Origin of the sequence: Microbispora sp. GKU 823 (assembly GCF_002027145.1) — a bacterium.
Lineage (GTDB): Bacteria > Actinomycetota > Actinomycetes > Streptosporangiales > Streptosporangiaceae > Microbispora > Microbispora siamensis.
The window spans coordinates 44,830-71,674 of sequence record NZ_MWJN01000024.1 but is presented as its reverse complement, the minus strand read 5'-3'; the positions used below and the strand labels follow the sequence as shown (position 1 = coordinate 71,674).

Sequence of the window (26,845 nt, the reverse complement as noted above, 5' to 3'; positions counted from 1 at the left end):
GCGCGGAGGCCGCGTGAGGGGCGCGTGAGACGTCAGGCGCAGCCGACGCGCCGGGTGCTCAGGGCGATGTCGTCCACCCAGAGGTCGTACGCCGCGGGGGAGGGGTTCGGCTGGTAGAGCTGCCAGCCGATCTTCACGGTGTCGAAGCGGGGGAAGACGAAGTCGACGTCGTTGCCCCCGTGGCCACGGGTGGACACGGTGAGGTCGGGCTTGGCCACGCCGTCGAACCAGAGCGAGATCGTGTTGTCGGCGGGGTCCATCCGCCACTCGACGCACTGCCACACGTCCGCCTGCGACGGGGCCGACTCGCGCCAGTTGGTCCAGTCGCCGGTCGGGCCGCCGTCCGCGCCGACGCCCCACAGGTCCTTGCCCAGTGTGGGGACGTACTGGCCGCCGAGCGGCCGGACGATCTCCGGACCCGCGCCGGTGGCCTCGACCAGCGTGTAGTGGGCCCAGTCGGGCGCGGTGGGGAACGCCTTGACGCGCAGCCGCAGGCGGCCGTAGAAGCCGTTGCCGGGCGGGGCGAAGTCGTCCACCTTGAGGAACGCCCGGCCGTTGCCCTCGGTGTGGACGTGCAGCACCTTCTGGCCGCGGTCGCCGCGCTCCACCGTGAGCGTGCCGTGCTTGGTGTCGACACCCCAGTCGAGGCTCGCCGCGCCGCCGACCGGAAGCGACTGGAAGTCCTCGCAGAACAGCATTCCGCCCTTCGCGCAGGTCCCCGGCCCGTGCGACGCGGACTCGGACGCGGAGGCGGCCGACGTCGCCGTCAGCGGCAGCAGCAGGGCCAGACAGGACGACACCACGGGTAACAGTCGTCGCACGACGCGCTCCTTTTCCCGGCGACAAGGGCAGAAGTAAGGTACGACATTTGGGAGCGCTCCCATAGATGTGCGTGGAAGATCGATGAAAGGGAGGGATCGCGCGGATAATCTACGCGTGAAGGGACCTTCCCGGCGATTATTTCTCCAGCTCGGCGGGCTCGCCGTGCTGACCGCGGCCTGTGCTCCCGGCGAGAGAACCGGCGCCGGAGCCTTCCCCCTGCTGCGCCGCCGATGGCGGGAGGTCACGCTCGGCTACCCGGGGACGTTCGACCCGGAGCGGGAGCCGTACCGGGCCCGGCTGGCGCGGCTGGGCGCGGAGGCCGCCGGGCACCGCGATGCGATGACGCCCACGCGCCGGTCGCTCTGGCCCGACCTGCCCTTCCCCTCCCTCGACGCCACGCCGGCCCGGCTGCGGGCGATGGCCCAGGCGTACGCGCTGCCGGGCACCGGCCTGACCGCCGAGCCGGGCCTCGGCAGTGCTGTCGCCGAGGGCATCGAGCACTACGTGCGGCACGTCTACGCCGCGGACGCCGAGCAGACCGGCAACTGGTGGGACTGGCAGATCGGGACGCCCAGGGCGCTGCTCGACGCGGCCGTGCTGGCGGCTCCGCACCTGACGGACACCCAGGTCGCGGCGCTGTGCGCGGCGGTGGACACCTTCGTCCCGGAAAGCCGCCTGGACGACTACGCGGGCAACAGCACCGGGGCGAACCGGGTCGATCTATGCACGGTGACGCTGCTGCGGGCGATCGCCGGCGCCGACCCCGCCCGTGCCGCGCTCGCGGCCTCCGCGCTCTCCCCGGTGTTCCCCTACGTCACCGAGGGCGACGGCTTCTACCGCGACGGCTCGTTCATCCAGCATGGTTCCGTCCCCTACCAGGGCGGGTACGGCGCGGTGCTGCTGACCGGCCTCGCGACGCTGTTCGCGGTGCTGCGCGGCACGCCGTGGGAGATCACCGACCCCGCGGCGCGCACCGTCCTCGACGCCGTGGACCGGTCGTTCGCGCCCTTCGTCCACGACGGCGCGTGCATGGACCTCGTACGCGGACGGGGCATCGACAGGCGGCCGTACGGCGACCACAGGAGGGGCAGGGAGATCGCCGCGGCGGTCCTGCTGCTGGCCGAGACCGCTCCCGACGCCGAGCGGCCCGCTGGCGGGCCATGGTCAAGGGCTGGGCCGTGCGCGACACCGCGAAGCGGATGCTCCATGTGGCCGAGGGTGCGGCCGAGGCAGGCGACCTGGCGTTCCACGCGCGCCTGTCGGCCGTGCTGGGCGACGCGAGCGTCCCGGCCGCCGCCGAGCCCACCGGGCACCGCCTGTTCCCCATGAGCGCCCGCGCCGTGCACCGCAGGCCCGGGTGGTGTGCGGCGGTCAGCATGGCCTCCTCCCGCGTCGCGCACTACGAGTACGGCAACGGCGAGAACCTGCGCGGCTGGCACACCGGTTCAGGGATGCTCTATTGGTGGACCACCGGCCAGGGGGACCAGTACTCCGACGCCTTCTGGCCCACCGTGGACCCCTACCGGCTGCCGGGCACGACGGTCTCCACGCGGCGGCTGCCGGACGGCGCGGGCGGCGAGTGGGGCGACACCCGCACATCGGCCGAGTGGGTGGGCGGCGCGACCGACGGCGTGTACGCCGCGGTGGGCCAGCACCTGTACGGCCTGGAGAGCACGCTGGAGGCGTTCACGTCGTGGTTCTTCCTCGACGACGCCGTGGTCTGCCTCGGCGCCGGCATCACCTGCCGCGACGGCGTGCCGGTCGAGACCGTCGTGGACAACCGCAGGACCGGCGCCCGGCTCACCGTGGACACCGGATGGGCTCATCTGGACGGCCACGGCGGCTACGTCGTGCCCGCCCGGCAGCGGCTGCGCACGCTGCGCGAGGACCGCACGGCCGCGGGGGTCACCCGGGCCTACGCGACACTGTGGCTCGACCACGGCGTGGACCCGGACGCGGCCGGTTACGTCTACCACCTCATGCCGGGGGCGGGCCCGGCCGAGACCGCCGCCCGCGCCGCCGACCCCGGCTGGGCCCGGGTGCTCGCCAACACCTCCGCGCGGCAGGGGATCGAGGTCCCGTCGCTGGGCGTCACCGCGGTCAACTTCTGGACGGGCGGACGGGTCGGGGGACGCGCGGGCGGCCTGACGGCCTCCGATCCGTGCGCGGTCCTCGTACGCGACCTCGGCGACGGCACGGCCACGGTGACGGTGGCCGACCCCCGGCGCGCCCTCGACGGGCTGACGGTGACGTGGGACCGCCCGGTGGCCGGGGTCACGCGCGGCCACCCGCTCCTGGAGCACGCGGAGACCGGCGCCCGGCTCACGCTCACGTTCGGTGGCCTGGCCGGTCACGAGGGCGCCTCCTGCACGGTGACCGTACGGCTGGGCGCTTCGACAGCCTGAGCGGGGCCGGGCATCATGAACGCCGTGTCCACCCTGCCTGACGACCTCGACGACGCGCTGGAAGCGTCGCTCGGACGCTTCCCGGTGGCCGAGCTGACGCGGAGCGTGCAGACGCTCATCCGGCAGTACCGGGAGGGCTTCGACCGGAGCGTGCCCGCGCTGAACTCGGAGGTCGCGGTCGCGGCGTACGCCGGATATCGCATGCCGGCGACCTACAGCGCCGTGCGCGCGGCGCTGCGCCAGGTCGCCCTGCTGGCCCCCGGTTTCGCGCCGGAGACCCAGGTGGACGTGGGCGGCGGCACGGGCAGCGCGCTGTGGGCCGCGAGCGCGGTCTGGCCGACGCTGCGCACGGTCACCGTCCTGGAGCAGTCGCCCTCCGCCATCGCCTTCGGGCGGCGGCTTGCGGGCCGCGCCCCCGCGGCGGCCGTACGCGAGGCGCGCTGGCAGCAGGCGGTCGTCGACCGGAGCGTGCCCGCGCCCGCGGCCGACCTGGTCACGATGTCCTACGTGCTCGGCGAGCTGTCGCCCGCCGTCCAGGACGACGTGGTCCGGTCGCTGGCACGGGGAGGGGCCGGAGACGCGGCCATGCTGGTGATCGTCGAGCCCGGCACACCCGCCGGGTACGCCCGGATCGCGGCGGCCCGGCGGCTGCTGGCGGAGTCGGGCCTGCACGTGGTCGCGCCCTGCCCGCACGACGGCGAGTGCCCGATCCGCCCGGACCAGGACTGGTGTCACTTCGCGGTGCGCCTCAACCGCACCGCCCTGCATCGGCGGGTCAAGGACGGCACGCTGAGCTTCGAGGACGAGAAGTACTCCTACGTCGCGGCGTCGGCCCGGCCGTGGCCGCGGGCCGAGAGCCGCATCCTGCGACATCCCCTCAAGCGCAAGGGGCTGGTGACGCTGCGCCTGTGCACGGCCGAGGACGGGCTGGCCGACCGCGCGGTCTCCAAGCGGCAGGGCGAGACCTACCGCGAGGCGCGCGACGTCGTCTGGGGCGACGCCTGGCCGCCGCCCGGCGAATAGTGCGGTGACCGGCGCCGGGCCTCGCCCTGCGCCGCGTTCGCGGCCTGCTGCAGCGCCATGTGCAGCATGGCGTCCAGCGCCTGCTGGGAGTTCCGCAGCTCGTCGATCGTCTTGGTGATGCGAGCACGCTCGCGCCGCAGGCTGTCGACGAGCGTCGGGCAGCCGGACGGCGTCGCCACGTCGCCCTCGTCGTGGATGCAGTGCAGCAGCCGGGCGATGACCGCCGTCGGCAGCCCGGCGGCGAGCAGCATGCGGATGTGGCGCACCGCCACGACGTCCGTCTCGGCGTACTCCCGATAACCGTTGGCCAGTCGCGATGGCGTGAGCAGGCCCTGCTCCTCGTAGTAGCGCAGCAGCCGGCGGTTCACTCCGGTCTCCCGGGCCAGTTCGCCGATGCGCATGCGACTCCCTCCGCTTGACCATCACATGGATGTGACCCCCTACCGTCGCCCATTGTCATCGACACATGAGAAGGGGGACGCGGTGCCTGGAGCAGTGATCATCGGGGCGGGGCCGGGGATCGGCCAGGCGGTGGCCCGCCGGTTCGCCCGGGAGGGGTTCGCGATCACGCTGATCGCGCGGAGTGACTCGACGTTGCGCGCCGGCGCCGAGGCCGTCGCGCTCGGCGACGTCCCCGTGCTCGCCCTGGCGGCCGACAGCACCGACGAGCACGCGCTGCGGAGCGCGCTCGACGAGGCCACCGACCGGCACGGCCTGCCGGATGTGGTGGTGTACAACGCGGCGATCATCCAGGCCGACGGGCCGGGAGATCTACCGCTGCGCGGCCATCTGGATGCCTGGGCGGTCAACGTGGTCGGCGCGCTGACCGCCGCCGCACACGTCGCCCCCGCCATGGCGGCTCGCGGCAGCGGCTCCTTCCTCGTCACCGGGGGCATGCCCGAGCCCAAGCCGCAGTACGTGAGCCTGTCCCTGGGCAAGGCCGGGGTCCGCACCCTGGTGACGCTGCTGGATCAGCGGTACGGTCCCTCCGGGGTACACGTGGCGAGCGTCACGGTGGCCGGCCCGGTCGCCCCCGGGACGGACTTCGACCCGGACGACATCGCCGAGCACTACTGGCGCCTGCACACACAGCCACGCCGGCAGTGGGAGCGCGAGGTGCTGCACACCGGCCGTACCGGGCCGGCGAGTCCGGCAGGTCAGGGAAGCAACAGTTCGACGGTTTCGTAGGATAGGGCAAACCATTCACCGGCCAGGCGAGTCGCAGGCCCCGGGCCCGGTGAGACGGAAGGAGCCCGAGGTCAGCACCGTCGACGTAGCGCCCGGCAGACCGATGCCGCTCGCCTCCGCCGGGGAGGCGCGCCGCCTCGCGGCCGTGCGCCGCTACGCCGCACTGGAGACCGCCTCCGGCGCCGCGTTCGACCGGGTGGCCGCCCTGGCCGCGCGGATCTTCCACGCTCCCTTCGCCACCGTGACGATCGTCGCGACGACACGGTCCGCGTCATCGCCGCGCACGGGCTGCCACCGCGCCGCGGGCTCGTCGAGAGCCTGTGCGCCGCGGCCGTACGGTACGGCGGCACGTACGTCATCCGCTACACCCTGCGCGCCGCGGCCGTCTACGACGCCGACCCGCACGCGGTGCTGGCCAACCTCGACGCGGTCCTGCAACAGGAGCACGCGGGCGGCGAGGCCCCGGCGCCGTACTGCACGGCGGTCTTCGGCGTCCTGCAGCCCGACGGTGACGGTTTCGGCGTCACGCTCGCCACCGGGGGGTCATCCCCCGGCGCTGGCGGTGCGGGCGAACGGCGCCGTCGAGCCCATCCACCCGGCCGGCGGGCAGTTGATCGGCATCCTGCGCGATCCCCACTTCGCCCAGGTGAGCGCCCGCCTGAACGCCGGTGACGCGTTGTTGCTCTACACCGACGGCCTCACCGAGGCGCGGACGCCGTCCGGCTCGATGCTCGACGAGGACGGGCTGACCGCGTATCTCGCCGCCGCCGGGCCCACGAGCGCCGACGCCCTCCTGACCACCGTGCACGACCTGATCACGGCCCTGGGCAAGGGGGTGTCAGACGACACCGCGATCCTCGCCCTGTCCGTCCCGCCCGCCACTCGTACACCGTCATCCGGGAGTCTCGGTGCAGCATGACAACGGACTGACCGTCAGCCTCCAGCCGCACACCTCCGGGCCGCGCCTGCTGGTCGTGGCCGGTGAACTGGATCATCACACCACTCCACGCCTGCGGGCGGCCCTGGAGGGGGTCGAGTTCGGCCCGGACGCCGACCTGGTGATCGACCTGTCCGGCCTGACCTTCTGCGACTCCACCGGCATCGCCACGCTGGTCGCGGCCCACCAGCGCGCCCAGGACGCGGGCGCCGCCCTGCTCCTCGCGGGGCTGGACCCCGACATCGCCCGCGTCTTCCAGATCATGGGCCTCGACCAGTTGCTCTCCTTCTACGACAGCCCGGAAGAGGCCGTACGCGCGCTGAGCAAATGAGCAGGGGCCGGTGACCTCTCTCAGAGGGGCGCGGCGGCGACGGCGACCGTGATGTTCTGCCTGATGTCGCAGTGCCTGGACCGGCGGCAGAAACCGTCCGCCACGCTGGTCGCTCCGCCCGCGGTGCTGGCCGCGGTGTGCTGGTGGCCCCGATTCCGCGTGGGGCTGTCCAGATAGAGGATGGTGCGGTTGCGGGCGCCGTTGCCGACGGAGACCGGGCCGTCCCCGTCCCCCCGCCCGGCCCGCGCGTTCGCGGGAGCGGTGAGGAGGACCTGCGCGGCGGCGGCCGCGACGAGGACGACGGCGAACAGCGGGACACGCCGAGATGCGCCGCATGAATGAAGCATCCGCCACCGCCCGTCCGCCCGCCGAGATTCGATCACACCGTAGCTTCCGCGTCGGTCCTGCCGGTGTTCCCCGGCGTGCGTGTCCCGCCAAGTTCTCCGCTGTTTCGCGGCGCGTCAGCGTCCGCGTCCGTTGATCACGGTGCCGCTCGTCCTGGGGGAGCTCTGGTTACGGCCCCAGAGGTTCTGGGAGCCCCGGCAGCCGGGGCGGCGCCGGCAGTTGGCGGCCTGGGTGTTCACCGACGCGTCCACTCCCGTGATGACCTGCTGAGCGCCCGTCATGTTCCGCTGACTGCCGACGAGCAGGGAGTTCAGGTTGTTCTGCCCGTTGTTGATGACGTACCTGGAGTTGGCGCCGTTTCCGTCGCCACCGCCCGATCCCCATCTCCATCCCTGGCCCCGGCCCGTCGCCGCGTCCGCGCTCACGGGGGAGAGCGCGACGCCCGCGCCCGTGAGCGTCAGCGCGGTCAGCGCCAGCAGTCGCACCGCTGGGCCGGTGAGCGCGTGCCGCCCCCTGTTGTGAGCCCTGTGACGAGCCATGTTCCCCTGCGCCTTCCCCGTCGTCCGTCAACGAGATCCGCTCGCACGGACCTTCCGGGCATCTACCCCGGGCAGGCGCGCCGGTCACGGCCGCTGAACGAGGATTAGGACCTCCCAGCGGAACGATCTCCGTTGTGCTCCGATCCCTCGCGGTAGCGGCCGGGAAGCACCCGGAAACTGTCGTAGCGGCGGCGTACTGTCCATTCGACGTGGCGAAGGGAGTCTTCGATGTCGGAAGTGCGCACATGGCTCACCGGTCTGGGGCTGGTCGAGTCGCCACGCTGGCACGACGGCCGCCTGTACTTCTCCGACTGGACGGCGCACGAGGTGATCGCGCTCGACCTGGACGGCAAGCACGATGTGGTGGCGCGGGTGGACTCGCTCCCGCTCTGCACGGCTTGGCAGGCCGACGGACGGCTGGTGATCGTCGACTCCGCGCGGGGGCTGCTGGTGCGACTGGAACCCGACGGCTCGCTTGCGACCCTGGCCGACCTCACCGGTCTCGGGCGCGGCTGGAACGACATCGTCATCGACGGCCGCGGCAACGTCTACGTCAACCGCATCGGCTTCGACATGCTCACCGGTGAGCCGTTCGCCCCCGGATACGTCGTGCACGTCGGCCCCGACGGCGCGGCACGTCAGGTGGCGGACGACATCGCCTTTCCCAACGGCATGGCCGTGACGCAGGACAACACGACGCTGATCGTCGCCGACTCCTACGGCAACAGGCTCATCGCCTTCGACATCGAGGCGGACGGCGGCCTGTCCAATCGCCGGGTTTGGGCCGGCACCGGCGCGGACCACCCCGACGGCATCTGCATCGACGCCGAGGGCGCCGTCTGGTACGCCGACGTCGGCAACAAGCACTGTGTCCGGATCCGGGAGGGCGGTGAGGTTCTTCAGACCGTCGAGGCCGACCGGGGATGCTTCGCCTGCACGCTCGGCGGCCGGGACGGGAAGACGCTGTTCATCGTGGCGGCCGAGTGGCGCATGCCCGAGATGGTGCCACCCGGCACCGGGCAGGTGCTCTCGACCCAGGTCACGGTGCCCGGCGCGGGCTGGCCGTAGAGGCCCGGCGCCCGGCCGGCTCGGTGCCTCGCCGGGTCCGCGCCTCCGGGAGGCTGACCATGTCGCTCTGCCGGTCTGACGCGTGCATCCGCTGCGTCAGCTCGCAGAGGCGGGACCACCGGCGGCAGACGCCGCTCTGCGCGTTCGCCAGGCCGCCGACGCCGACCGTCCTCTGCTGGATGCCGGTTCCGTTTCGGGCGCTGCCCACCGTCAGTTGGCTGACGTTGCGTATTCCGTTGCCCAGGCGGACGGTGGTGCTGTTGCCGTTGCGGTCGCCGTTCCCGGCCGTACGGGTGCCCGCCGCGTGCGTGGCGGCAGGCGGCAACGCGGCGAGCGCCGCCGTCGCGACCGTGGCCGCCGCCAGGGCGAGACCGCCGCGCATCAACGGGTCACCGCCGGGTGGCCCTGGCTCTGGTGGTGCGGATGTCCTGCGACAGCGCGCAGAGCCGGCCGTGCGGCCTGCACAGGCCGCCCTGCACGCTGCTGACCCCGCCCACACCCACCGAGAACTGGTGGAGGTCGCCGCGCAGGCGCGTGCTGCCCATCGCCACCAGGTTGCGGTTGGACGAGCCGTTACCCACGCGTACGGCGGAGTGGTTCCCGTTGCCGTCACCGGCCGCCGCCGCGCCCGCGGTCACGGGCGCGCCACGGCCAGGGCCAGCGCGACGGCGAGCGTCACCGCCGCCGTCGCGGGCCGTCGCGGAAGGGAGTCAGGGGCTCCCGTGAGGGTGTGGATGATCGGCATCGAAGTGCCTCTACCCCGCGCGCGGGCCCGCGCCCCGGCCCCGGCGGAAACCGCAGCGGATCATTCCCCGCGCATGGATCGCCGCCCCTCGGGTGAAGGGGCGGCCGGTCGCCGGTTATCGGCTGGTCACCTCGTACGTCCGCAGGTAGTCGAACGTCGCCGTGGCGCCCGCCGTGTTCATCGAGATCAGGCCGATCCGCACCGGCCCGGTGCGCGGGAGCGACCAGGTGCCGCCCCAGATCCAGTGGGTGCCGTCGGTGCTCGACGCCATCCGGACGTCGTGCTCGCCGTTCTCCTCGTCGTAGTGGTAGAGCAGCCGCAGCCAGGTGGTCTGCGCGGCCGGGCCGCCGAACATCGGCGCGTTGGCGATCGCGGTGGGCGGGGTGGTGCCCGGGCGCGGGCCCTCCTTGCCGAACTCGGTCTGGTGCAGCACCGCGCCGCCACCGTTGTTCAGCGGCAGGATCGAGTGGGTCAGCTTCAGCCACCGGTCGTCGTTCTCGTACAGCAGCAGACCTGCCTGCTGGTTGCCCTTCGTGCCGTTGAAGGTGAGCTTCGTCTCCACGGCGAAGTCACCCTGCGGCGCGTCGCGGAGCAGGATCGACGCGGTGTTGTTGCCCAGGTAGAGCTCGGCGTTCTGCGTCGGCCAGACCAGGGAGCCGTTCGACAGGGTGGCCGACGGGTTGCGGACCTTCGTCCAGCCGGTGGGCGAGCCGGTGCCGTCGAACTCGTCGGAGTACGCGGGAAGCTGCTTGCCCAGGACGGGGTCGGGCACCCGCTCGGTCACGGCCGGTACAGCGGAGCGGCCCCCACGTTGTCGGCGTCGGCCGCTCCCCGGGTCGTCACGCCGATGGCGCCCGAGGTGGGCGCGCCGTCGGGCAGCGTCGTGGCGACCGTCGCCACCGGGTCCCCGAGCCGGTCGGCCGACACCGACACGACCAGCGCGTTCCCGCGCCGCTCGGCGGCCACGTTGTGCCAGGAGCCGTAGTCGAACGAGGCCGGCAGCGGGCTGGAAACCGTCGTCGTCTTCCCGTTCACCTTGGTCGTCACCACGAGCGCGCCCTGCTCCCGGTCGAGCCACGCGGTGATGTTCCTCGCGCCGTTCTCGCGGGTCACGAAGAGCCCGGCGGCGGTGCCGCCCTCGCCCAGCCGCAGGTCGGCCTCGACCCGCACGTCGCCCTCGACCGTGCCGTCGCCGAGCTCGCTGGTCGAGCCCTTGCCGGTGAGGTAGCCGAGCGAGTCGGGGTCGGAGGCGAGCTTCCACGGCCCGGTCCACCCGTCCTTGCCCTCGTTGAACGTGCCGCCCACGGTCCACGTGGTGACCGGCGCCGGCTGCTCGCCGGTGGACGGCCCGGCCCCGGCCCGTACGACCGGCCAGCCGTCGATCCAGTCGAGCCGGTCGATCATGAGGGGCCGCCGGCTCAGGTTGGTGATCGTCGTGCCCCAGGTCGTCGTAGCCTGCCCGAACTCGGGGGCCGACGAGGGGATCGCGTGGTAGACCAGCCAGTCCTGCCCGCTGAGGTCGGTCTGGATGGCGTTGTGGCCGGGGCCGACCCAGCCGTTGCCGTTGGCCGCGAGGACGATGCCGTCCTTGCTGGTCAGGTCCATCAGGTCGACGCCGGTCGGGGTGGTGAACGGCCCGAGCGGGCTGTCGGAGCGGCCGACCTTGACGGTGTAGCCGCTGAACGCGCCGTCGCAGCATCCGGCGTCGGAGTAGAACAGGTAGTACTTGTCGTCGCGCCGGACGACGAAGCCACCCTCCATGCGGCGCCCGCGGGCGATCTGCGTGACCGGGCCGGTGACCTCGGTCGCCTCGGCGTTCATCTTCGCGCCGCAGATCGTGTCGTAGCTGCCCCAGTAGAGGTAGTTGTCACCGTTCACGTCGGTGTACATGGCCTGGTCGATGTTGCCGGTCGGGCAGCCGCTGCCGCCCGCCGGGACGATCAGCCCGTGATCGGTCCAGGGCCCGGTCGGGTGCGGGCTGGTCGCGAGCGCCACGCCGCCGGTGGAGAGCGCGTACGTCAGGTGGTAGGTCCCGTTCACGTACCGGATGTCCGGCGCCCAGGGACGCGTGCCGTTCGGCCACCACGACGGGTGGTTGTCTCCCGTGTAGACGTCCCCCGCGTACGTCCAGTGCACCATGTCGGGGGACGTGAGCATCGGCAGGATGTGCTCGTTCTTCCCGTCGATCGGGTTCGTGGTGCCGTAGGCGTACCAGCGGCCGTCTTTGCCGCGGATCATCGTGGGGTCGGGGAAGGTCTGCACCGCCCCGGCGCTCACGGGGTTGGTGTAGGTGGGTCCGCTCGCCGCCTGCGCTGCTGATGCCTGCGCTGTCGATGCTTGGGCGGGCAGCGTCGCCGGGACCACGGAGGACGCGAGGAGTAAGGCTCCGATCACCAGTTGTCTCACGGCGAGCACCGTAGACAGGGCAAATTTTTCCGTCGAGACGCCGTCAGAATCCGGTGTCCCAGGCGTCCCAGCGGCCCCCGGCGGATGCGGCAGGATGCCATGGAGGTTGTCGGGGAGGTGTCCGCGCTGGTCATAGGTTTTCGTCAAGATCCTGAACAGATTTCCGGATTCTTTTTGTCGGATGGTTGACGTAAAAAACAGACGAACCTTAGGTTTCCAGCGTGTCAACGACCCCCAACGGCGTGCATGCCCTCGTGCGCCGCTCCCATGAGGAGCGGGTGCTGCGCGTGCTCCGCCAGAACGGCGCGCAGAGCCGTAACGAGATCGCGGCCCGGGTCGGCCTGTCACGCACCACGGTCTCCGAGATCACCAGCGATCTCCTCGGCCGCGGCGCCATCCGCGTCGTCGACACCGACGCGGTGGAGCGCGTGGGCAGCGGCCGGCCGGCCGAGCGGCTCGCGCTCGACCCCGCCTCCGGGCAGTACATGGGCGTCGACTTCGGCCACCGCCGGGTGAACGTCCTGGTGGCCGACGCCGCGCACGACATCATCGCGTCCGGGACGGCTCGCTACGAGGAGTCGGCGCAGTGGCCCGAGCGTCTCGACGCCGGGCTCGCGCTGATCGACCGGCTGAGCGCGGAGACCGGCGTCCACTACGGCGCGCTCCAGGCGATCGGGATCGGCGTGCCGGGGTGGGGCGACCGCTCGCGGGCCGACGGCGTCGCGGAGGTGTTCGCCGAGCGTTTCCACGCCGCCGTGATCGTGGACAACAACGTGCGCTTCGCCGGGCTGGCCGAGGCGCTGCACGCCCAGTCGGACACTGTACGAAACCTCATCTACCTGCGCCTGTCCGTCGGGGTCGGCGGTGGGCTGGTGGTGGGCGGCCAGCTCGTGCGGGGCTCGAAGGGGTACGCGGGCGAGCTGGGGCACGTGACCGCCGTCCCCGGCGGCGCGCGGTGCCGTTGCGGCAAGCGCGGCTGCGTCGAGACCGTGGCGTCGGTCCCGGCGATCCTCGGAAGGTGCCGCGAGCTCGGCGTGCCCGCGGACACGCTGGAGGATCTGAAGGCCGCGGTGGAGATCGCCCACCCGATCGTGGACCAGGTGCTCCGCGAGGCGGGCACGGCGGTCGGCCAGGTGCTCGGCACGGCGGCCATGACACTCAACCCGGACGAGATCGTGCTCGGCGGCGAGATCATCGAGATCGCTCCGGCCCTGCTGCGCCAGGTCGCGGACACGGTCACCTACGAGCTGTCGTGGCGTACCGACGCGGCGCCGGTGATCCGCCCCGCCCTGCTCTCGGACGACGGCGGCGCGCGCGGGGCCATCGCGGCCCTGTTCCACGAGTCCCCCCTGCTCGCCGGATACGAAGCGAACGTCACGACGGACGGAGGCCGATAGTGGCCGTGACCAGTGCGGGCGCCACGAGGGCCGACAACGCCCCCGCCCGGCCGCGCAAGAACAGGACCTTCCTGGTCCTCAACATCATCTCGATCGTGGCCGGAATCGCGATCTGGTGGGGGCTGTCCCTGGCCGGACTCCAGTTCCCCACTCCGGCCGAGGTCGTCTCGGCCGCCTGGAAGATGATCCAGGACGGCACGCTGGCCACCGACGTCGGCGCCTCACTCGGGCGCGTGCTGGCCGGGTTCGCCCTCGGCTCGATCGCGGCGGTGATCGTCGGCTTCGTCATGGGGTGGTACACGGTGGCCCGCGGCCTGTTCGAGCCGTGGATCCAGTTCTTCCGCACGATCCCGCCGCTGGCGATGCTGCCCCTGGTGCTCGTCCTGATGGGCATCGGGGAGAGCCCGAAGATCTTCGTCATCTTCCTGGCGGCGTTCCTGTCCTGCGTCATCTCCACCTACCAGGGCGTGGTGAACGTGGACAGGACGCTCATCAACGCCGCGCGGGTGCTCGGCGCGGGCGACGGGACCATCTTCGGCCGCGTCGTGGTGCCGGCCTCGACGCCGTTCATCCTCGTGGGCATGCGGGTCGGGCTCGGCTCGGCGTGGGGCACGCTGGTGGCCGCCGAACTCCTGGCCGCGCAGGCCGGGCTCGGCCACCGGATGCAGAGCGCGCAGCTCTACTACGACCTGCCGACGATCTTCGTCGGCATCATCGCGATCGGGGTCCTCGGCCTGATCATGGACCGGCTGCTCATGATCGCCGGCAACAAGCTGACGGCCTGGCAGGAGAACCGATGAGCACTCCCGAGATCACCCCCAAGATCTCCGTACGCGACGTCCAGAAGGTCTTCCCGGTCGGGAAGGACCCGTTCGTCGCGCTCGGCGGCGTCTCGCTCGACATCGCCGACAACGAGTTCGTGACCGTGGTCGGCCCCTCCGGCTGCGGCAAGAGCACGCTGCTCAACATCCTCGCCGGGCTGGAGCAGCCCACCGGCGGCACCGCGCTGGTGGACGGCAAGCCGGTCACCGGCCCCGGCCCCGAGCGCGGCGTCATCTTCCAGCAGTACGCGCTGTTCCCGTGGCTGACCGTCCGCGAGAACGTCGAGTTCGGCATGCGTACCGCGAAGGTCCCCAAGGAGGAGCGGCGGGAGCGGGCCGAGCACTTCATCCGCCTGGTCGGCCTCGAGCAGTTCGCCGACGCGCTGCCCAAGACGCTGTCGGGCGGCATGAAGCAGCGCTGCGCGATCGCCCGCGCGTACGCGGTGAACCCGTCGATCCTGCTCATGGACGAGCCCTTCGGCGCCCTCGACGCGCTGACCCGGGTGCGGCTGCAGGAGCAGCTCCTGGACACCTGGAGCAAGGACCGCCGGACGGTCATGTTCATCACCCACGACGTCGACGAGGCGGTGTTCCTCGCCAACCGGGTGGTCGTCATGGCCGCCAGGCCGGGCCGCATCGCCGAGATCATCGACGTCGACCTCCCCTACCCGCGCGACGAGGACATGAGGCTGAGCCCCGAGTTCGGGGCCCTGCGCAATCGCGTCTGGCACGCGGTGTACCACCAGCGGCAGATCAAGGAGCCCGCGAAATGAAGAAGACACTCCTGGCCGCCGCGGCGGTCGTCGTGGCACTGTCGGCGGCGGCCTGCGGGTCGGACGACTCCGCCGGGCCGGGTGGCTCGGGCGGCGGCACGACCCACGTGAACTTCGGCTACATCGCCGACTTCAACGGCGCGAGCCTGCTCGCCGTGGCCGACAAGCAGGGCCTGTGGAAGAAGCACGGCCTCGACGCCAAGGTCAGCGTGTTCACCAACGGCCCGCTGCAGATCCAGGCGCTGGGCACCGGCGACCTCGACTTCGGCTACATCGGCCCCGGCGCCATGTGGCTGCCCGCCTCCGGCAAGGCCAAGGTCGTCGCGCTGAACACGCTCGGCAACGCCGACCGCGTCATCGCCCAGGCCGGCATCACGTCCCTCGACCAGCTGAAGGGCAAGACGATCGGCGTGCCCGAGGGCACCTCCGGCGACATGATCCTCACGCTCGCGCTGAAGAAGGCCGGGCTGACCAAGGACGACGTGAAGATCGTCCCGATGGACGCCTCCACCATCGTGTCGGCGTTCACCTCCAAGCAGGTCGACGCGGCAGGCTTCTGGTATCCGGCCATCGCCACGATCAAGAAGACCGTCCCCGACCTGGTCGAGCTGGCCAAGAACGAGGACTTCTCCGACACCGTGTCGTTCCCGACCGCGTTCGTCGCCGGCAACGACGTCGTCGCCAAGGAGAAGGACAAGACCGAGAAGGTCATCGGCGTGCTGCGCGACGCCATCCAGTACCGCAGCGAGCACCTCGACGAGACCGTGGCCGCGACCGCCGAGATGCTCAAGCTGCCGGCCGACCAGGTCAAGGCCGACGCCGCCAACTCCAAGGTGCTGTCGCTGTCCGACCTGGACGGCTACACCAAGGACGGGACCATCGACAAGTGGCTGAGCGGGATGAACGACTACTTCGTGGGCGCGGGCAAGCTGACCTCGGCCGTGGACCCGAAGACGTACTACACCGGCGATCTGTTCACGGGCGCGGCCAAGTGAACGTTCTGTTCCTGATGACCGACCAGCACCGGGCCGACACCCTGGGCGCGTACGGCAACCGCCTCGCGGCCACCCCGGTGCTGGACGAGCTGGCCCGGACCGGGACGCGGTTCGACCGCTGGTACACCCCCACCGCGATCTGCACGCCGGCGCGGGCGAGCCTGCTCACCGGGCAGGCGCCGTTCCGGCACAAGCTGCTCGCCAACCACGAGAGGAACGTCGGCTACATCGAGGACCTCCCCGACGACCAGTGGGCCTTCTCCACGGCCCTGCGGGACGCCGGGTACAACTGCGGGCTCATCGGCAAGTGGCACGTCGGGCACCACCGGCGGGCCGCCGACTTCGGGTTCGACGGGCCGGACCTGCCGGGGTGGCACAACCCCGTGGACCACCCCGACTACCTCGACTACCTCAAGGCGAACGACCTGCCGCCGTACGAGATCCACGACCGCATCCGCGGGACGCTGCCGAACGGCGGGCCGGGCAACCTGCTCGCCGCGCGGCTGCGCCAGCCGGTCGAGGCGACGTTCGAGCACTACCTCGCCACCCGGACGATCGAGATGCTGGAGCGGTACGCCGCCGAGCCGAAGCCGTTCTTCCTGCAGCTCAACTTCTTCGGCCCGCACCTGCCCTACATCGTGCCGGACGAGTACTTCGACATGTTCGACCCCGAGCTGGTCGAGCTGCCCAAGTCGATCGCCGAGACCTTCGCCGGCAAGCCGCCGGTGCAGGCCAACTACAGCGCGCACTGGACGTTCGACACCATGCCGCTGGAGGTGACGCGCAAGCTCATCGCGGTCTACTGGGGCTACGTCGCGCTGATCGACATGGAGATCGGCCGGGTCATGGACGCCATGCGGCGCCTCGGCCTGAACGACGACACGGCCGTGTTCTTCACCTGCGACCACGGCGAGTTCACCGGCGCCCACCGGCTGCACGACAAGGGCCCGGCGATGTACGAGGACATCTACCGCACGCCCGGCCTGCTGCGGATCCCCGGCCAGGAGCCCGGGGTGGTCCGCACGGAGTTCGTCAGCCTGCTGGACTGCACGGCGACCATCCTGGAGCTGGCCGGGATCGACCCCGCCCCCGCGGTCGACTCGCGCAGCCTCCTGCCGCTCGCGTCCACCCACGAGGTGCCGTGGGAGCAGGACATCGTCTGCGAGTTCCACGGGCACCACTTCCCGTACCCGCAGCGGATGATCAGGACAGACCGCTACAAGCTGGTCGTCAACCCCGACTCGACCAACGAGCTGTACGACCTGTTCACCGACCCGGACGAACTGCTCAACGTCTACGGCCACCCCGAGATGGCGGAGGTGCGCGGGCGGCTGATGCGGCGGCTCTACCAGGTGCTGCGCGACCGGGGCGACAACTTCTACCACTGGATGACCTCGATGTACGACGTCGGCGACGTGTCGTACGACCCGACGCTGAGCGGACTGGACGAGGCGACCTACCGGTGAGCAGGCGTCCGAACATCGTCATGATCCTGACCGACGACCACGCGTCGCACGCGGTCGGCGCGTACGGCTCGGTCGTCAACCGGACGCCGCGGATCGACGAGATCGCGGACCTCGGCGTCCGGTTCGACAACTGCTTCGCGACCAACGCGTTGTGCTCGCCGAGCCGGGCCAGCATCCTGACCGGCACGTACTCGCACGTGAACGGCGTCTCGACGCTGGTCACGCCGATCGACGCGGCGCAGCCGACGTTCGTGAGCCAGTTGAAGGCGGCCGGATATCGCACCGCGATCGTCGGCAAGTGGCACATGGGGGACGGCCCCGGGCACAACCCGCAGGGGTTCGACTACTGGGACGTGCTGATCGAGCAGGGGGAGTACTTCGACCCCTCGTTCCTCTCGGAGGAGGGCTTGAGGACCGTCCCCGGCTACGCCACCGACCTCATCACGGACATGGCGCTGAGCTGGGCCGACTCGCTCGACGGCGACGATCCCTACTGCCTGCTGATCTACCACAAGGCGCCGCACCGCCCGTGGGAGCCGGACGACAAGCACGCGGGGATGTACACCGACCCCATCCCGGTGCCCTCGACGTTCGACGACGACTACGCGACGCGCTCGTCGTCGGCCCGGCGGGCCGCCATGCGGATCGCCGAGCACCTCAACGCCGAGGACCTCAAGCAGGACCCGCCCGAGGGGCTGTCGTACGAGGAACTGGCGCTGTGGAAATACCAGCGCTACATGGAGGACTACCTGGCCGTCGTCGCGTCGGTGGACGACAACGTCGGCCGGGTGGTCGACTGGCTGCGCGAGCGCGGGGACTTCGACGACACGCTGCTGATGTACTGCTCCGACCAGGGCTTCTTCCTGGGCGACCACGGGTGGTTCGACAAGCGGTTCATGTACGAGGAGTCGCTGCGGATGCCGCTCGTGCTGAGCTACCCGCGGCGCATCCCGGCCGGCCAGGTGCACACCGGGATCGTCACGAACGTCGACTTCGCGCAGACGGTGCTGGACGCGGCCGGGGTGGCGCACCACCCCCGCATGCAGGGCCGCAGCTTCCTCGCCGACCTGACCGGCGAGCCGGGCCCGCCTCCGGCGGAGGGCATGTACTACCGCTACTGGGAGCACGACGACGTCTTCCACAAGGCGCCGGCCCACTACGGCTACCGGACGTCCCGCTACAAGATCATTTACTTCTACAACGACGGCATGGGCATCCCCGGCACGGGCGCGTTCACCTACCCCGGCGAGTGGGAGCTGTACGACCTGGAGGCCGACCCGGAGGAGTTGCGCAACGTCTACGACGACCCGGCGTACCGCGAGGTCCGCGAGGAGATGAAGGTCCGCATGTGGCACGCCCAGGCGGCCCTCGGCGACGAGCCGCACCCGAGCCAGCCGGTGCCCCAATCGCTGGAAAACACGGGGGTCTGACCATGTCGGGGAGCTGCTGCACGCCCGCCACGCCGGGACAGCCCCTTGAGCCGGTCCGCTTCACGGCGGAGGGCCGGCACGGGATCGAGCAGGTGCGCCTGCCCGGCGGGGAGTTCCGGATGGGCGACGCCACCGGCGACGGCAACCCGGGCGACGGCGAGACGCCCGTCCACGCCGTCACGGTGGCGCCGTTCTCGATCGACGCCACGACCGTGACGGTCGCCGACTTCGCCGCCTTCGCCGACGCGACCGGCTACCGCACCGAGGCGGAGGAGTACGGCTTCTCCGCCGTATTCCACCTGGCGATGCGCGCCCACCCCGACGACGTGATGGGGCCGGTGCCCGGCACCCCCTGGTGGGTGGGCGTGCGCGGCGCCGACTGGCGTCACCCCGCCGGGCGGCTGTCGGAGGCCGAGCCCGACCACCCGGTGGTCCACGTGAGCTGGAACGATGCGATGGCGTACTGCTCGTGGGCGGGCCGGCGGCTGCCCACAGAGGCCGAGTGGGAGTACGCCTCCCGGGGCGGCTTGGACGGCGCCCGCTATCCCTGGGGAGACGACCTGCCTCAGGACGAGTGGCGGGTGAACATCTGGCAGGGCGTGTTCCCCACGGAGAACACCCTGGACGACGGTCATCTCACGACCGCCCCGGTCCGTACGTTCGCGCCCAACGCGTACGGGCTGTGGCAGACGGTGGGGAACGTCTGGGAGTGGTGCGCGGACTGGTACGCGCCCGACTACTACGTCTACTCGCCCTCGGACAACCCGCGCGGTCCGCTGCGCGGCGGGGCCCGGGTGCTGCGCGGCGGCTCGTTCCTGTGCCACGACTCCTACTGCAACCGCTACCGCAACTCGGCGCGGTCGTCGAACACCCCCGACTCCTCCATGGCCAACGCCGGGTTCCGCACCGTGGCCCTGTGATCAGGGGTTCGTGAATCTTTCAGCCGCGCCCCGGCGGCCGGGCAGGTGGGGGCCGTGTCCTCCGGCGCTCCCTGGCCGCTCGTGATCAGCGATGCGATAGTGCGGGTGCCGCTCGCCCTGTGGGCGTCTATCCCGGGAGGATCGCATGCGTACGGTACGGGCTCTACTCGTCTCCGCCGCCCTGGCCGCCGGCCTGGTGTCCGTCACCACGGCGCCGGCACACGCGGAAAGCATCCGGTACGCCTACTACTACCAGTCGGACTGCTACAACGGCGGCAACCTCGGCATCCAGTGGGGGTGGTGGACCTCCTTCCGCTGCGAGTGGGGAACCGGCGGGGGCAACTTCTGGTTCCTCTACGCCTGACGCTTCGACTGGACGCCCCGCACCCCCGAGTGCGGGGCGTCCAGTGGCTCAGGGGAGGGTGGCGAGGAACGGCTTGACGGTCCTGGAGAAGCTCCAGTTGTTCGAGGCGTCCCAGTTGATCGACCAGGTCATCGCGCCCCGGATGTCGGGGTAGGCCTGCGAGGGGACGAACGACCCGCAGTTGGTGCGCCGCGCCAGGCAGTTCAGGGCGTTGGTGACCGTGCCGGGGGAGACGACGCCGCCGCCGGCCGCGCCTGGACCGGCAGGCAGGCCGAGCGCGACCTGGTCGGGGCGCAGGCCGTTCTGCAGCTGGATGCAGGCCAGCGCGGTCATGAAGTCCACCGTCCCCTGGCTGTAGACCTTCTGGTCGCAGCCGAGCATCGCGCCGGAGTTGTAGTACTGCATGTTGACGACGGTGAGGATGTCCTTGATGTTCAGCGCGAGCTTGAAATACTCCATGCCGGTCGACTGCATGTCGATGGTCTGCGGGGCCATCATGATGATCAGCCCGGAGCCCGCCTTCGCCCGCAGCTCGCGCAGCGCCTGGGCCATGTAGGTGGCGTTGAGGCCGTTCTCCAGGTCGATGTCGACGCCGTCGAACCCGTAGGTCTGCATGATCGAGTAGACCGAGTTCGCGAACGCCGTGGCCGCCCCGGAACTCGCCACCTGTACGTGGCCCGCCTCGCCGCCGACGCTGAGGATGACCTTCTGGCCGCGCTGCCTGAGCGCCTGCACGTCGGCCTTGAACTGGGCCTCGGTGTATCCGCCGAGAGCGGTGGACAGGCCGGAGTCGAGGGCGAACGTCACCTGGCCCGGCGTGCTGGTCGCCTCTCCGAACGCGATCGCGACCACGTCGTAGTCCTGCGGCACCTGCGACAGCTTGAGCTCGACGGCGGGGTTGACGAAGTTGTGCCAGTAGCCGGTGAGGATGTGCTTGGGCAGCGCCCCGCCCGAGGAGCAGCCGGTGGTCGTGCCGGTGACGGCCGCGCTCGCCGCCGACTCGCCCGCGGAGTTGTACGCCCTGACGGTGTAGGTGTGGGTGGTGCAGGCGCCGAGCGAGCCGATGGTCGCGGTGGTGCCGGTGACCTGGGCGCGCTGGGTCGTGCCCTCGTAGACGCGGTAGCCGGTCACGGTGCCGCTGGAGGCGGTCCACGACAGCGAGATCGACGTGTCGGTGCTGCCGGTCACCGTGGGAGCGCCGGGCTGCCCCGGCGTACCCGTACCGGTGGCGGTCGTGGCCGAGACGGCGGCGCTCGCCGCCGACACGTTGCCCGCCGCGTCCCGCGCCCTGACCGTGTAGCCGTAGGTCGTGCCCGAGGCCAGGCCGCCGTCGGTGTACGTCGTCCCCGTCACGGTGGTGACGAGTTGCGAGCCGCGATAGACCTGGTAGCCGGTCACGCCGACGTCGTCGGTGGAGGCGTTCCACGCGAGCGACACGCTGCTCGACGTGGTGCCCGTCACCCGCAGGCCGGCCGGGACGGACGGGGCCGTCGTGTCGCCGCCCCCGCTCCCGAGCGCCTTCCACAGCGCCGGGACGTTGGGCGGCTCCCACCCCGTCAGCGACGTGTGCGCCTGGATGCACTCGTAGTCGACGCCGTTGTACGTCACCCGCGTCCCGGTGGCGTAATAGGTGTTGGGCGCCCAGGCGGCGTACGCGAGCATCGCACTGGACGCCGCCGACGCTGGGGCGGGGCCCGCCCCGACTCCTGCGAGACAGAGACCCAACGCGAGCAACAGCGCGCTGAGCAGCCGTTTCTTCATCAATGCCGTCCTTCCGGGGTGCCGATCGGCGTCCGCGAGGAGGCGTCGGGTGACACGACGGCCGGTCGCGTGGCCTTCCCTTCCTTAGGAAAGTTTCCTAATAGTTTTGGGCGAGCGTAGCCCCGGAAAGACGGCCGTACAAGACCCAAAAGGGGCAGGGCGGGGAAGGAATGATAGCTGCGCCTATGATAGTTACAGCTATCATTAGCGTTCCCTGTAAGGAGCAGCCGTTGCTGGAGAAGCCGGAACGCCTGTTCGGCCGGGACAACGAGTGGGAGAATCTCGCCGACTTCGTCGCGTCCCCCATGCCCGGGGCGACGCTCGGGTTGGTCTACGGCCGCCGCCGTCAGGGTAAGACCCTCATGCTCGAACTGCTTGCCCAGCAGACCGGCGGGTTCCTGTTCGGCGCGACGCAGCAGACCGAGGCGCAGAACCTCGCCGACCTCGGGGCGGCCTATGCCGCTCATCGTGGCCTGCGACAGCCCGTCGCCTTCCGCACGTGGCGTGAAGCCATCGAGGAGCTACTCCGGCTCGGGGAGGACCAGGCCGCCCCGCTGATCATTGACGAGTTCCCCTATCTCGTCTCGGCGACGCCCGCGCTGCCCTCCTACCTCCAGCAGGCGCTCAGCCCGTTGAGCTACGCGAAGCAGCACACCCGGACCCGGATGATCCTGTGCGGCAACGCGTTGACGACCATGGCGCAGTTGCTCTCCGGGGGTGCGCCCCTGCGTGGCCGTGCCGCCATGGAGCTGGTGGTCCGCCCCTTCAGGTTCCGGGAGGCCGCGGCGTTCTGGGGGGTGGATCACGATCCGGAGCTGGCGTTCCGGCTGCACGCCCTGCTCGGTGGAACCCCTGCCTACCTGGAGATGAGTGGGGGATCCGGGCCCGCCGGAATCGCCGAGTTCGACCGCTGGGTTCAGCGGCGCCTGCTGAACCCGGCCTCCGCGATGTTCCGCGAAGGCGGACTGCTGCTTCGGGAGGAGCCCTCAATCGCCGATCCGACCTCGTACTCGGCCACGTTGAGCGCGATCAGCGCCGGCAACCATCGGCGCTCGGAGATAGCGGCGGCGCTGGGGCGGCCCAGCAGTGCCCTCGCCCACCTGCTGTCCGGCCTCGAGGACATCGGGCTGATCGAGCACATCGACGACGCCCTGCGGGGCAAGCGCAGCGTCTACCGAATCGCCGAGCCCGTCGTGCGCCTGCACCAGCTCGTCATCCAACGCCACGAGGCCGAGTTGGTCGCCGGGCGGGCCGAGCGTGTCTGGAAGGCCAACGCGGACACCGTCGCCTCGCAGATTTACGGCGCGCATTTCGAGGACCTCGCGCGGCAGTGGTGCTTCGAGCACGCCTCACCGGACACCCTCGGCGGGGTCGCGAGCGCGGTGCGTCCGACGGAACTTCCGTGCCGGGAGCACCGCCGGGGACATGAGCTCGACGTCGTCGTCACGGAGTCCGCCTCGTTCGCCGCCGACCGGATCACCGCGATCGGCGAGGCCAAGAGCACCGAAGCCCCTGTCGACGTCCCTCAGTTGGAACGCCTGGAACACCTGCGCGGACTACTGCCCAGTGGCAAGGTCACTGCCCTGCCCAAGCTGCTCCTGTTCGCCCGCTCGGGGTTCTCGGCCGCGCTGGTCCGCCTCGCCGACAGACGGCCCGACGTGGAACTCGTCGACCTGGGCCGTCTGTACGGCGGGGCGTGAAACCCTCGGTCTACTTGCCGAAACCGGCGGTCAGGCCGCTGAGCAGCTGACGGCGGCCGACCGTGTAGAGGATCAGCATCGGCAGGATGGTCAGCACGACGGAGGCCAGCACGGCGGGCACGTTCACGCCGTACGGCCCGCCCTGGAACGCCGCCAGCGCCAGCGGCAGCGTGCGCTTGTCGGGGCTCTGGGTGAGGATCAGCGGCAGCAGGAACCCGTTCCAGACCTGCAGCGCGTTGTAGATCGACACCGTCACCACGGCCGGCCGGGTGAGTGGGAAGGCCAGGCCCCACAGGGTCTTCCACTCGGTCGCGCCGTCCATCCGCATCGACTCGAACAGTTCCTTGGGCACGTCCCTGATGAAGTTGGCCAGCACCAGCACCGACAGCGGGATCGCGAAGGCGACCGACGGCAGGATCAGCGCCGTCAGCGAGTCGTAGAGGTGCAGCTTGATGATCAGCAGGTAGACCGGGATGACCGTCGCCTGCAGCGGGATGGCCAGACCCATGAGGAACAGCGAGTTCACGCCGCGGAGGAAGCGGCTGGCGCCGGCGCTCCGGACGATCGCGTACGCCGCCATGAACGCGAACAGGACCGAAGGGATGACCGTGCCGATGGCGACGAGGAGGCTGTTGAGGAAGTACAGCGGGAAGTCCAGGTCGAGCACGAGCCGGTAGTTGTCGAGGGTCGGATCGCTGGGCGGCACCAGCGGGTTGGTGATGTAGTAGTTGGACTGCGTCTTGAAGCTGGTGATCACGATCCAGTAGATCGGAATGATCACCACGGCCAGCCACAGCCAGCCCATCAGCCCGGCAAGCCAGTTGGGGCGCTGGGAGGTCGTCTTCGGCCGGCGGCGTCCGTGCGCCCCCGGCGCCGCAGTGCGCTGGGCCGCCCTCGAGGTGTGGGTCGCGGTCACGGTCAGGCCCCTTCCAGCTGGCTGGCGTTGGGGTTGCGGCCGCCCAGCCGGCGCAGCAGCAGCGCCAGAGCGAGGCCCACGAGAACGAGGATGACACCGATCACACAGGCCTGTCCCATGAGGTTGGCCTGGATGCCGCGCTTGTACATGTCCAGGGCGAGCGCGCGGGTGGCGTCGCCGGGACCGCCCTCGGTCAGCACGAAGATCAGGTCGAAGAACGTCAGGGAGCCGACGACCATCAGCGTGGAGGACGTGATGGCGGTGTACTTGAGCTGGGGCAGGGTGATGTTGAAGAACATGCGGACCCGTCCCGCGCCGTCCAGCTCCGCGGCCTCGTAGAGCGAACGCGGGATCTGCCGCACGCCGCCCTGGTAGAGCAGCGCGTGGAACGGGATGAACTGCCAGGACACGATGAAGATCACGACGCCCATGGCGAGGCTGGGCGTGCCGAGCCAGTCCTGGTTGAGCAGGTCGATGTGCAGCCCCGCGCCGAGTCCGAAGTTCGGGTCGAGCAGCGCCTTGAAGGTGATCGCGATGGCCGCCGAGCTGAGCAGCAGCGGGATGAAGTACAGCACCGCGAGCAGTTCGCGGTAGCGCTGACGGCCCGCCAGGAACACCCCGATCAGGATGCTGGCCGGTGTCTGGACCGCCCAGGAGAGCGCCGTGATCAGGAACGTCACCCACAGCGCGTGCGGCAGGCCGGGGTCGGAGAGCACCGCCCGCCAGCTCTCGAGCCCGGTCAGCTTGATCTCGCCCAGCGTGTCCCAGGACGTGAAGCTGAGCAGCAGGACCCCGATCAGCGGAATCAGCGCGAAGGCCGCGAAGGCCAGCAGGGCCGGCAGGGCGAGCCACGGCAGGACGGCGCCGCCGCGCGCCTTGTGCGCGGCGGCGGACGACGTCCTTCGAGCAGAGATAGCGGACATGCTTACTTACCGATGACCGCGTTCATGTTCGTCGCGAACTGCTGCGGCGAGATCGACAGCTGGAACAGCTTGGCGATGTTGTCCAGCAGCACCTCGGCCGCAGTCGGGCTGAGCGCCTGGTCCCAGGACTGCGCGAACACCTTGGCGTTGCTGGCGACGCCGTAGATGAAGTTCAGGAACTCGGCGTCCTTGGACCCGGCGAACAGCTTGTCGGAGCCCTTGACGATCGGCACACCGCCGGTGCCGACCCAGTCCTTCTGCTCCTGGTCGTCGAGGACTCCGGTGGCGAAGAACTTCTTGGCGATCTCCTTCTGCTCGGGCGTCGCCTTCGAGGAGATCGACAGGTACTGGCCGGGGTTGCCGACGGTGTCGCTCGGGTCGCCCTTGCCGCCGTCGACCGGCGGGAAGTTCATCCAGCCGAGGCCGCCGCTGGGGACGATGTCTCCGCCCTGCGCCTGCTGGATGCCGTACGACCAGCTGCCGTGCAGCATCATCGCGGCCTTGCCGGTGTACAGCAGCGCCTGGTCGGCGTTGGAGTCGGCGGTGATGGAGGAGAAGCCCTTGATGAACGCGTTGGCCTTGATGAGCTCCTGCATCTTGGTCAGGGCCTCGATGGAGGCGGGGTTGTTCCAGGCGTCCTTCTCGCCGTCGAAGACGGCCTGGAACACCTCGGGACCGCCGATGCGGTCGAAGAGGAACTCCAGCCACATCATGTTCGTCCAGCGCGACTGGCCGGCCAGGGAGAACGGCGCGATCCCCGCCGCGTTGAACTTCTTCACCAGGTCGAGGATGTCGCCGTAGGACTGCGGCGGCTGCGCCCCGACCTTCTCGAAGACCTTCTTGTTGTAGAACAGGACGATCGGCTGCACGGTCTCGCACGGCATCGCGTAGATCTTGCCGTCGATCGTCGCCGCGCCGAAGGAGGAGGGGAACAGCCGGTCCTTCACGGCGGAGTTCTGCTCGAACCACGAGGTGAGGTCCTCGACCTGGCCGGCCTGCACGTAGCTGCGCAGACCGCCGCCGCCCCAGCCCCAGATGATGGTGGGCGCCTGGTTGGCCCCGATCGCGGTCTTGATCTTCGTCTTGTACGCGTCGTTCTGGATGGTCGTCAGTTCGATCTGGCCGTTGGGGTTGGCCTTGTTGAACCGCTGGACGGCCGCGGTGCGGGGGGCCTCTCCGGGCGGGCCCTGAAGGAACCAGTAGGTGGCCTTGGCCCCTCCGCCGCCGCTGCCGCCCGTGGCGCCGCCGGCGCCCCCGCCGGAAGGGGCGGGGCCGGACGTGCCGCAGGCCGCCAACGCGGCACCGAGGGGGAGGCCCATGGAGAGGGTGAGGAAGGTGCGGCGGGATGATGTCCTGGACTCCACGCTGATCTCCGTACGTCGAACGCCGAGGCTGGCCGCGGCTCGTTGAAAAATTCTCGGACGCGGCGGGGGCGACGTGGATCGGCACCCCAGTGCCACTGTCCACTCCTTCTTGAAGTCAGCTCGTTCGAAACATTTCGACACAAGCCGCGTGGCACGCCAATCTAGATTTGCGATACCTGACTGTCAAGAGCGCTCTCACGACCTCT

The 26,845-nt window shown here is 70.7% G+C and carries 29 protein-coding genes; 16 read left to right on the top strand and 13 right to left on the bottom strand.

Translation table 11 applies throughout. The features are described from left to right. Window positions 1–32: 32 nt before the first annotated feature. A complete protein-coding gene (locus B1L11_RS15440; protein WP_079315119.1) occupies window positions 33–821 on the bottom strand; it encodes a hypothetical protein in 789 nt (262 codons plus the stop codon). Window positions 822–936: 115 nt separating this feature from the next. On the opposite strand from B1L11_RS15440, the gene B1L11_RS50870 reads away from it, so the two are divergent. The 3 genes from B1L11_RS50870 to B1L11_RS15430 are packed head-to-tail and all read left to right on the top strand — an operon-like array spanning window position 937 to window position 4,250. Beyond that, window positions 937–2,151, top strand: a complete 1,215-nt coding sequence (locus tag B1L11_RS50870) for a hypothetical protein (RefSeq protein ID WP_256862570.1) — start codon at window positions 937–939, stop codon at window positions 2,149–2,151. Then, window positions 2,088–3,227 carry a polysaccharide lyase family 8 super-sandwich domain-containing protein gene (locus B1L11_RS50865; protein ID WP_256862569.1) on the top strand — a complete coding sequence of 380 codons (1,140 nt, stop codon included), beginning with the start codon at window positions 2,088–2,090 and terminating at the stop codon, window positions 3,225–3,227. The genes B1L11_RS50870 and B1L11_RS50865 overlap by 64 nt, the downstream gene beginning before the upstream one ends. A gap of 15 nt (window positions 3,228–3,242) precedes the next feature. Beyond that, window positions 3,243–4,250 (top strand): small ribosomal subunit Rsm22 family protein, encoded by a 1,008-nt coding sequence (locus B1L11_RS15430; protein WP_079315118.1) that lies wholly within the window; start codon window positions 3,243–3,245, stop codon window positions 4,248–4,250. Here the strand turns inward: B1L11_RS15430 and B1L11_RS15425 are convergent. Then, window positions 4,193–4,651 (bottom strand): MerR family transcriptional regulator, encoded by a 459-nt coding sequence (locus B1L11_RS15425; RefSeq protein ID WP_143737294.1) that lies wholly within the window; start codon window positions 4,649–4,651, stop codon window positions 4,193–4,195. The genes B1L11_RS15430 and B1L11_RS15425 overlap by 58 nt on opposite strands. A gap of 82 nt (window positions 4,652–4,733) precedes the next feature. Between B1L11_RS15425 and B1L11_RS15420 the strand changes: the two genes are divergently transcribed. Then, complete coding sequence (locus B1L11_RS15420) at window positions 4,734–5,438, top strand: SDR family NAD(P)-dependent oxidoreductase (protein ID WP_218671145.1); 705 nt, start codon at window positions 4,734–4,736, stop codon at window positions 5,436–5,438. Window positions 5,439–5,591: 153 nt separating this feature from the next. On the opposite strand, the gene B1L11_RS48330 is transcribed toward B1L11_RS15420, so the two are convergent. After that, the gene (locus B1L11_RS48330) at window positions 5,592–5,885 is read right to left on the bottom strand and encodes a hypothetical protein (RefSeq protein ID WP_218671144.1); all 294 of its coding nucleotides are present in this window, start codon (window positions 5,883–5,885) and stop codon (window positions 5,592–5,594) included. Between the two features lie 61 nt (window positions 5,886–5,946). On the opposite strand from B1L11_RS48330, the gene B1L11_RS48325 reads away from it, so the two are divergent. Beyond that, window positions 5,947–6,357 (top strand): PP2C family protein-serine/threonine phosphatase, encoded by a 411-nt coding sequence (locus B1L11_RS48325; protein WP_218671143.1) that lies wholly within the window; start codon window positions 5,947–5,949, stop codon window positions 6,355–6,357. Next, window positions 6,347–6,706, top strand: a complete 360-nt coding sequence (locus B1L11_RS15410; protein ID WP_256862567.1) for an STAS domain-containing protein — start codon at window positions 6,347–6,349, stop codon at window positions 6,704–6,706. The genes B1L11_RS48325 and B1L11_RS15410 overlap by 11 nt, the downstream gene beginning before the upstream one ends. Window positions 6,707–6,726: 20 nt before the next feature. Here B1L11_RS15410 and B1L11_RS15405 read toward each other — a convergent pair whose 3' ends face one another. After that, window positions 6,727–7,053, bottom strand: a complete 327-nt coding sequence (locus B1L11_RS15405; RefSeq protein ID WP_143737293.1) for a hypothetical protein — start codon at window positions 7,051–7,053, stop codon at window positions 6,727–6,729. 114 nt (window positions 7,054–7,167) lie between these two features. Continuing rightward, entirely contained in the window at window positions 7,168–7,536 is a 369-nt protein-coding gene (locus B1L11_RS15400; RefSeq protein ID WP_079315115.1) for a hypothetical protein, read from the bottom strand. Between the two features lie 282 nt (window positions 7,537–7,818). Here B1L11_RS15400 and B1L11_RS15395 point away from each other — a divergent pair, with 282 nt between their 5' ends. Next, window positions 7,819–8,658 carry an SMP-30/gluconolactonase/LRE family protein gene (locus tag B1L11_RS15395; protein ID WP_079315114.1) on the top strand — a complete coding sequence of 280 codons (840 nt, stop codon included), beginning with the start codon at window positions 7,819–7,821 and terminating at the stop codon, window positions 8,656–8,658. Here the strand turns inward: B1L11_RS15395 and B1L11_RS15390 are convergent. From B1L11_RS15390 to B1L11_RS15380, 4 genes are all read right to left on the bottom strand, one after another. Next, window positions 8,630–9,040 (bottom strand): hypothetical protein, encoded by a 411-nt coding sequence (locus B1L11_RS15390; protein WP_079315113.1) that lies wholly within the window; start codon window positions 9,038–9,040, stop codon window positions 8,630–8,632. The two genes, B1L11_RS15395 and B1L11_RS15390, sit on opposite strands and share 29 nt — an antisense overlap. A 7-nt stretch (window positions 9,041–9,047) precedes the next feature. Then, the gene (locus tag B1L11_RS15385) at window positions 9,048–9,296 is read right to left on the bottom strand and encodes a hypothetical protein (protein WP_079315112.1); all 249 of its coding nucleotides are present in this window, start codon (window positions 9,294–9,296) and stop codon (window positions 9,048–9,050) included. 222 nt (window positions 9,297–9,518) lie between these two features. Continuing rightward, window positions 9,519–10,187: a DUF1349 domain-containing protein gene (locus B1L11_RS48320; protein ID WP_218671142.1), complete on the bottom strand. Its 669-nt coding sequence runs from the start codon at window positions 10,185–10,187 to the stop codon at window positions 9,519–9,521. Continuing rightward, the gene (locus B1L11_RS15380) at window positions 10,184–11,809 is read right to left on the bottom strand and encodes a family 43 glycosylhydrolase (protein WP_218671141.1); all 1,626 of its coding nucleotides are present in this window, start codon (window positions 11,807–11,809) and stop codon (window positions 10,184–10,186) included. Before B1L11_RS15380 ends, B1L11_RS48320 begins: the two co-directional genes overlap by 4 nt. 221 nt (window positions 11,810–12,030) lie before the next feature. On the opposite strand from B1L11_RS15380, the gene B1L11_RS15375 reads away from it, so the two are divergent. The 8 genes from B1L11_RS15375 to B1L11_RS15340 all read left to right on the top strand — a co-directional run bounded on the left by B1L11_RS15375 (window position 12,031) and on the right by B1L11_RS15340 (window position 19,975). Further along, complete coding sequence (locus tag B1L11_RS15375) at window positions 12,031–13,206, top strand: ROK family transcriptional regulator (RefSeq protein WP_079315111.1); 1,176 nt, start codon at window positions 12,031–12,033, stop codon at window positions 13,204–13,206. Next, a complete protein-coding gene (locus B1L11_RS15370) occupies window positions 13,206–14,006 on the top strand; it encodes an ABC transporter permease (RefSeq protein WP_204051759.1) in 801 nt (266 codons plus the stop codon). The genes B1L11_RS15375 and B1L11_RS15370 overlap by 1 nt, the downstream gene beginning before the upstream one ends. Continuing rightward, a complete protein-coding gene (locus B1L11_RS15365) occupies window positions 14,003–14,800 on the top strand; it encodes an ABC transporter ATP-binding protein (protein ID WP_079315110.1) in 798 nt (265 codons plus the stop codon). Before B1L11_RS15370 ends, B1L11_RS15365 begins: the two co-directional genes overlap by 4 nt. Next, entirely contained in the window at window positions 14,797–15,795 is a 999-nt protein-coding gene (locus B1L11_RS15360) for an aliphatic sulfonate ABC transporter substrate-binding protein (protein WP_079315109.1), read from the top strand. Before B1L11_RS15365 ends, B1L11_RS15360 begins: the two co-directional genes overlap by 4 nt. Further along, window positions 15,792–17,261: a sulfatase-like hydrolase/transferase gene (locus B1L11_RS15355; RefSeq protein WP_256862566.1), complete on the top strand. Its 1,470-nt coding sequence runs from the start codon at window positions 15,792–15,794 to the stop codon at window positions 17,259–17,261. The genes B1L11_RS15360 and B1L11_RS15355 overlap by 4 nt, the downstream gene beginning before the upstream one ends. Further along, complete coding sequence (locus tag B1L11_RS15350; RefSeq protein WP_218671140.1) at window positions 17,258–18,691, top strand: sulfatase; 1,434 nt, start codon at window positions 17,258–17,260, stop codon at window positions 18,689–18,691. Before B1L11_RS15355 ends, B1L11_RS15350 begins: the two co-directional genes overlap by 4 nt. 2 nt (window positions 18,692–18,693) lie before the next feature. Continuing rightward, window positions 18,694–19,611, top strand: coding sequence for a formylglycine-generating enzyme family protein (locus B1L11_RS15345; RefSeq protein WP_079315108.1), 918 nt, complete (start codon window positions 18,694–18,696; stop codon window positions 19,609–19,611). A 145-nt stretch (window positions 19,612–19,756) separates the two neighbouring features. Next, entirely contained in the window at window positions 19,757–19,975 is a 219-nt protein-coding gene (locus B1L11_RS15340) for a hypothetical protein (RefSeq protein WP_079315107.1), read from the top strand. 48 nt (window positions 19,976–20,023) lie between these two features. Here B1L11_RS15340 and B1L11_RS15335 read toward each other — a convergent pair whose 3' ends face one another. Then, the gene (locus B1L11_RS15335; RefSeq protein ID WP_079315106.1) at window positions 20,024–21,736 is read right to left on the bottom strand and encodes a fibronectin type III domain-containing protein; all 1,713 of its coding nucleotides are present in this window, start codon (window positions 21,734–21,736) and stop codon (window positions 20,024–20,026) included. 230 nt (window positions 21,737–21,966) lie between these two features. Between B1L11_RS15335 and B1L11_RS15330 the strand changes: the two genes are divergently transcribed. Beyond that, window positions 21,967–23,436 (top strand): ATP-binding protein, encoded by a 1,470-nt coding sequence (locus tag B1L11_RS15330; RefSeq protein WP_079315105.1) that lies wholly within the window; start codon window positions 21,967–21,969, stop codon window positions 23,434–23,436. A 10-nt stretch (window positions 23,437–23,446) separates the two neighbouring features. On the opposite strand, the gene B1L11_RS15325 is transcribed toward B1L11_RS15330, so the two are convergent. Genes B1L11_RS15325 through B1L11_RS15315 form a run of 3 tightly spaced genes read right to left on the bottom strand, consistent with a single transcriptional unit; the run spans window position 23,447 to window position 26,639 of the window. Then, window positions 23,447–24,352 (bottom strand): carbohydrate ABC transporter permease, encoded by a 906-nt coding sequence (locus B1L11_RS15325; protein ID WP_372974677.1) that lies wholly within the window; start codon window positions 24,350–24,352, stop codon window positions 23,447–23,449. A gap of 2 nt (window positions 24,353–24,354) precedes the next feature. Next, a complete protein-coding gene (locus B1L11_RS15320; protein ID WP_079315104.1) occupies window positions 24,355–25,275 on the bottom strand; it encodes a carbohydrate ABC transporter permease in 921 nt (306 codons plus the stop codon). 2 nt (window positions 25,276–25,277) lie between these two features. Then, window positions 25,278–26,639: an extracellular solute-binding protein gene (locus B1L11_RS15315; RefSeq protein ID WP_256862565.1), complete on the bottom strand. Its 1,362-nt coding sequence runs from the start codon at window positions 26,637–26,639 to the stop codon at window positions 25,278–25,280. Between the last annotated feature and the right edge of the window lie 206 nt (window positions 26,640–26,845).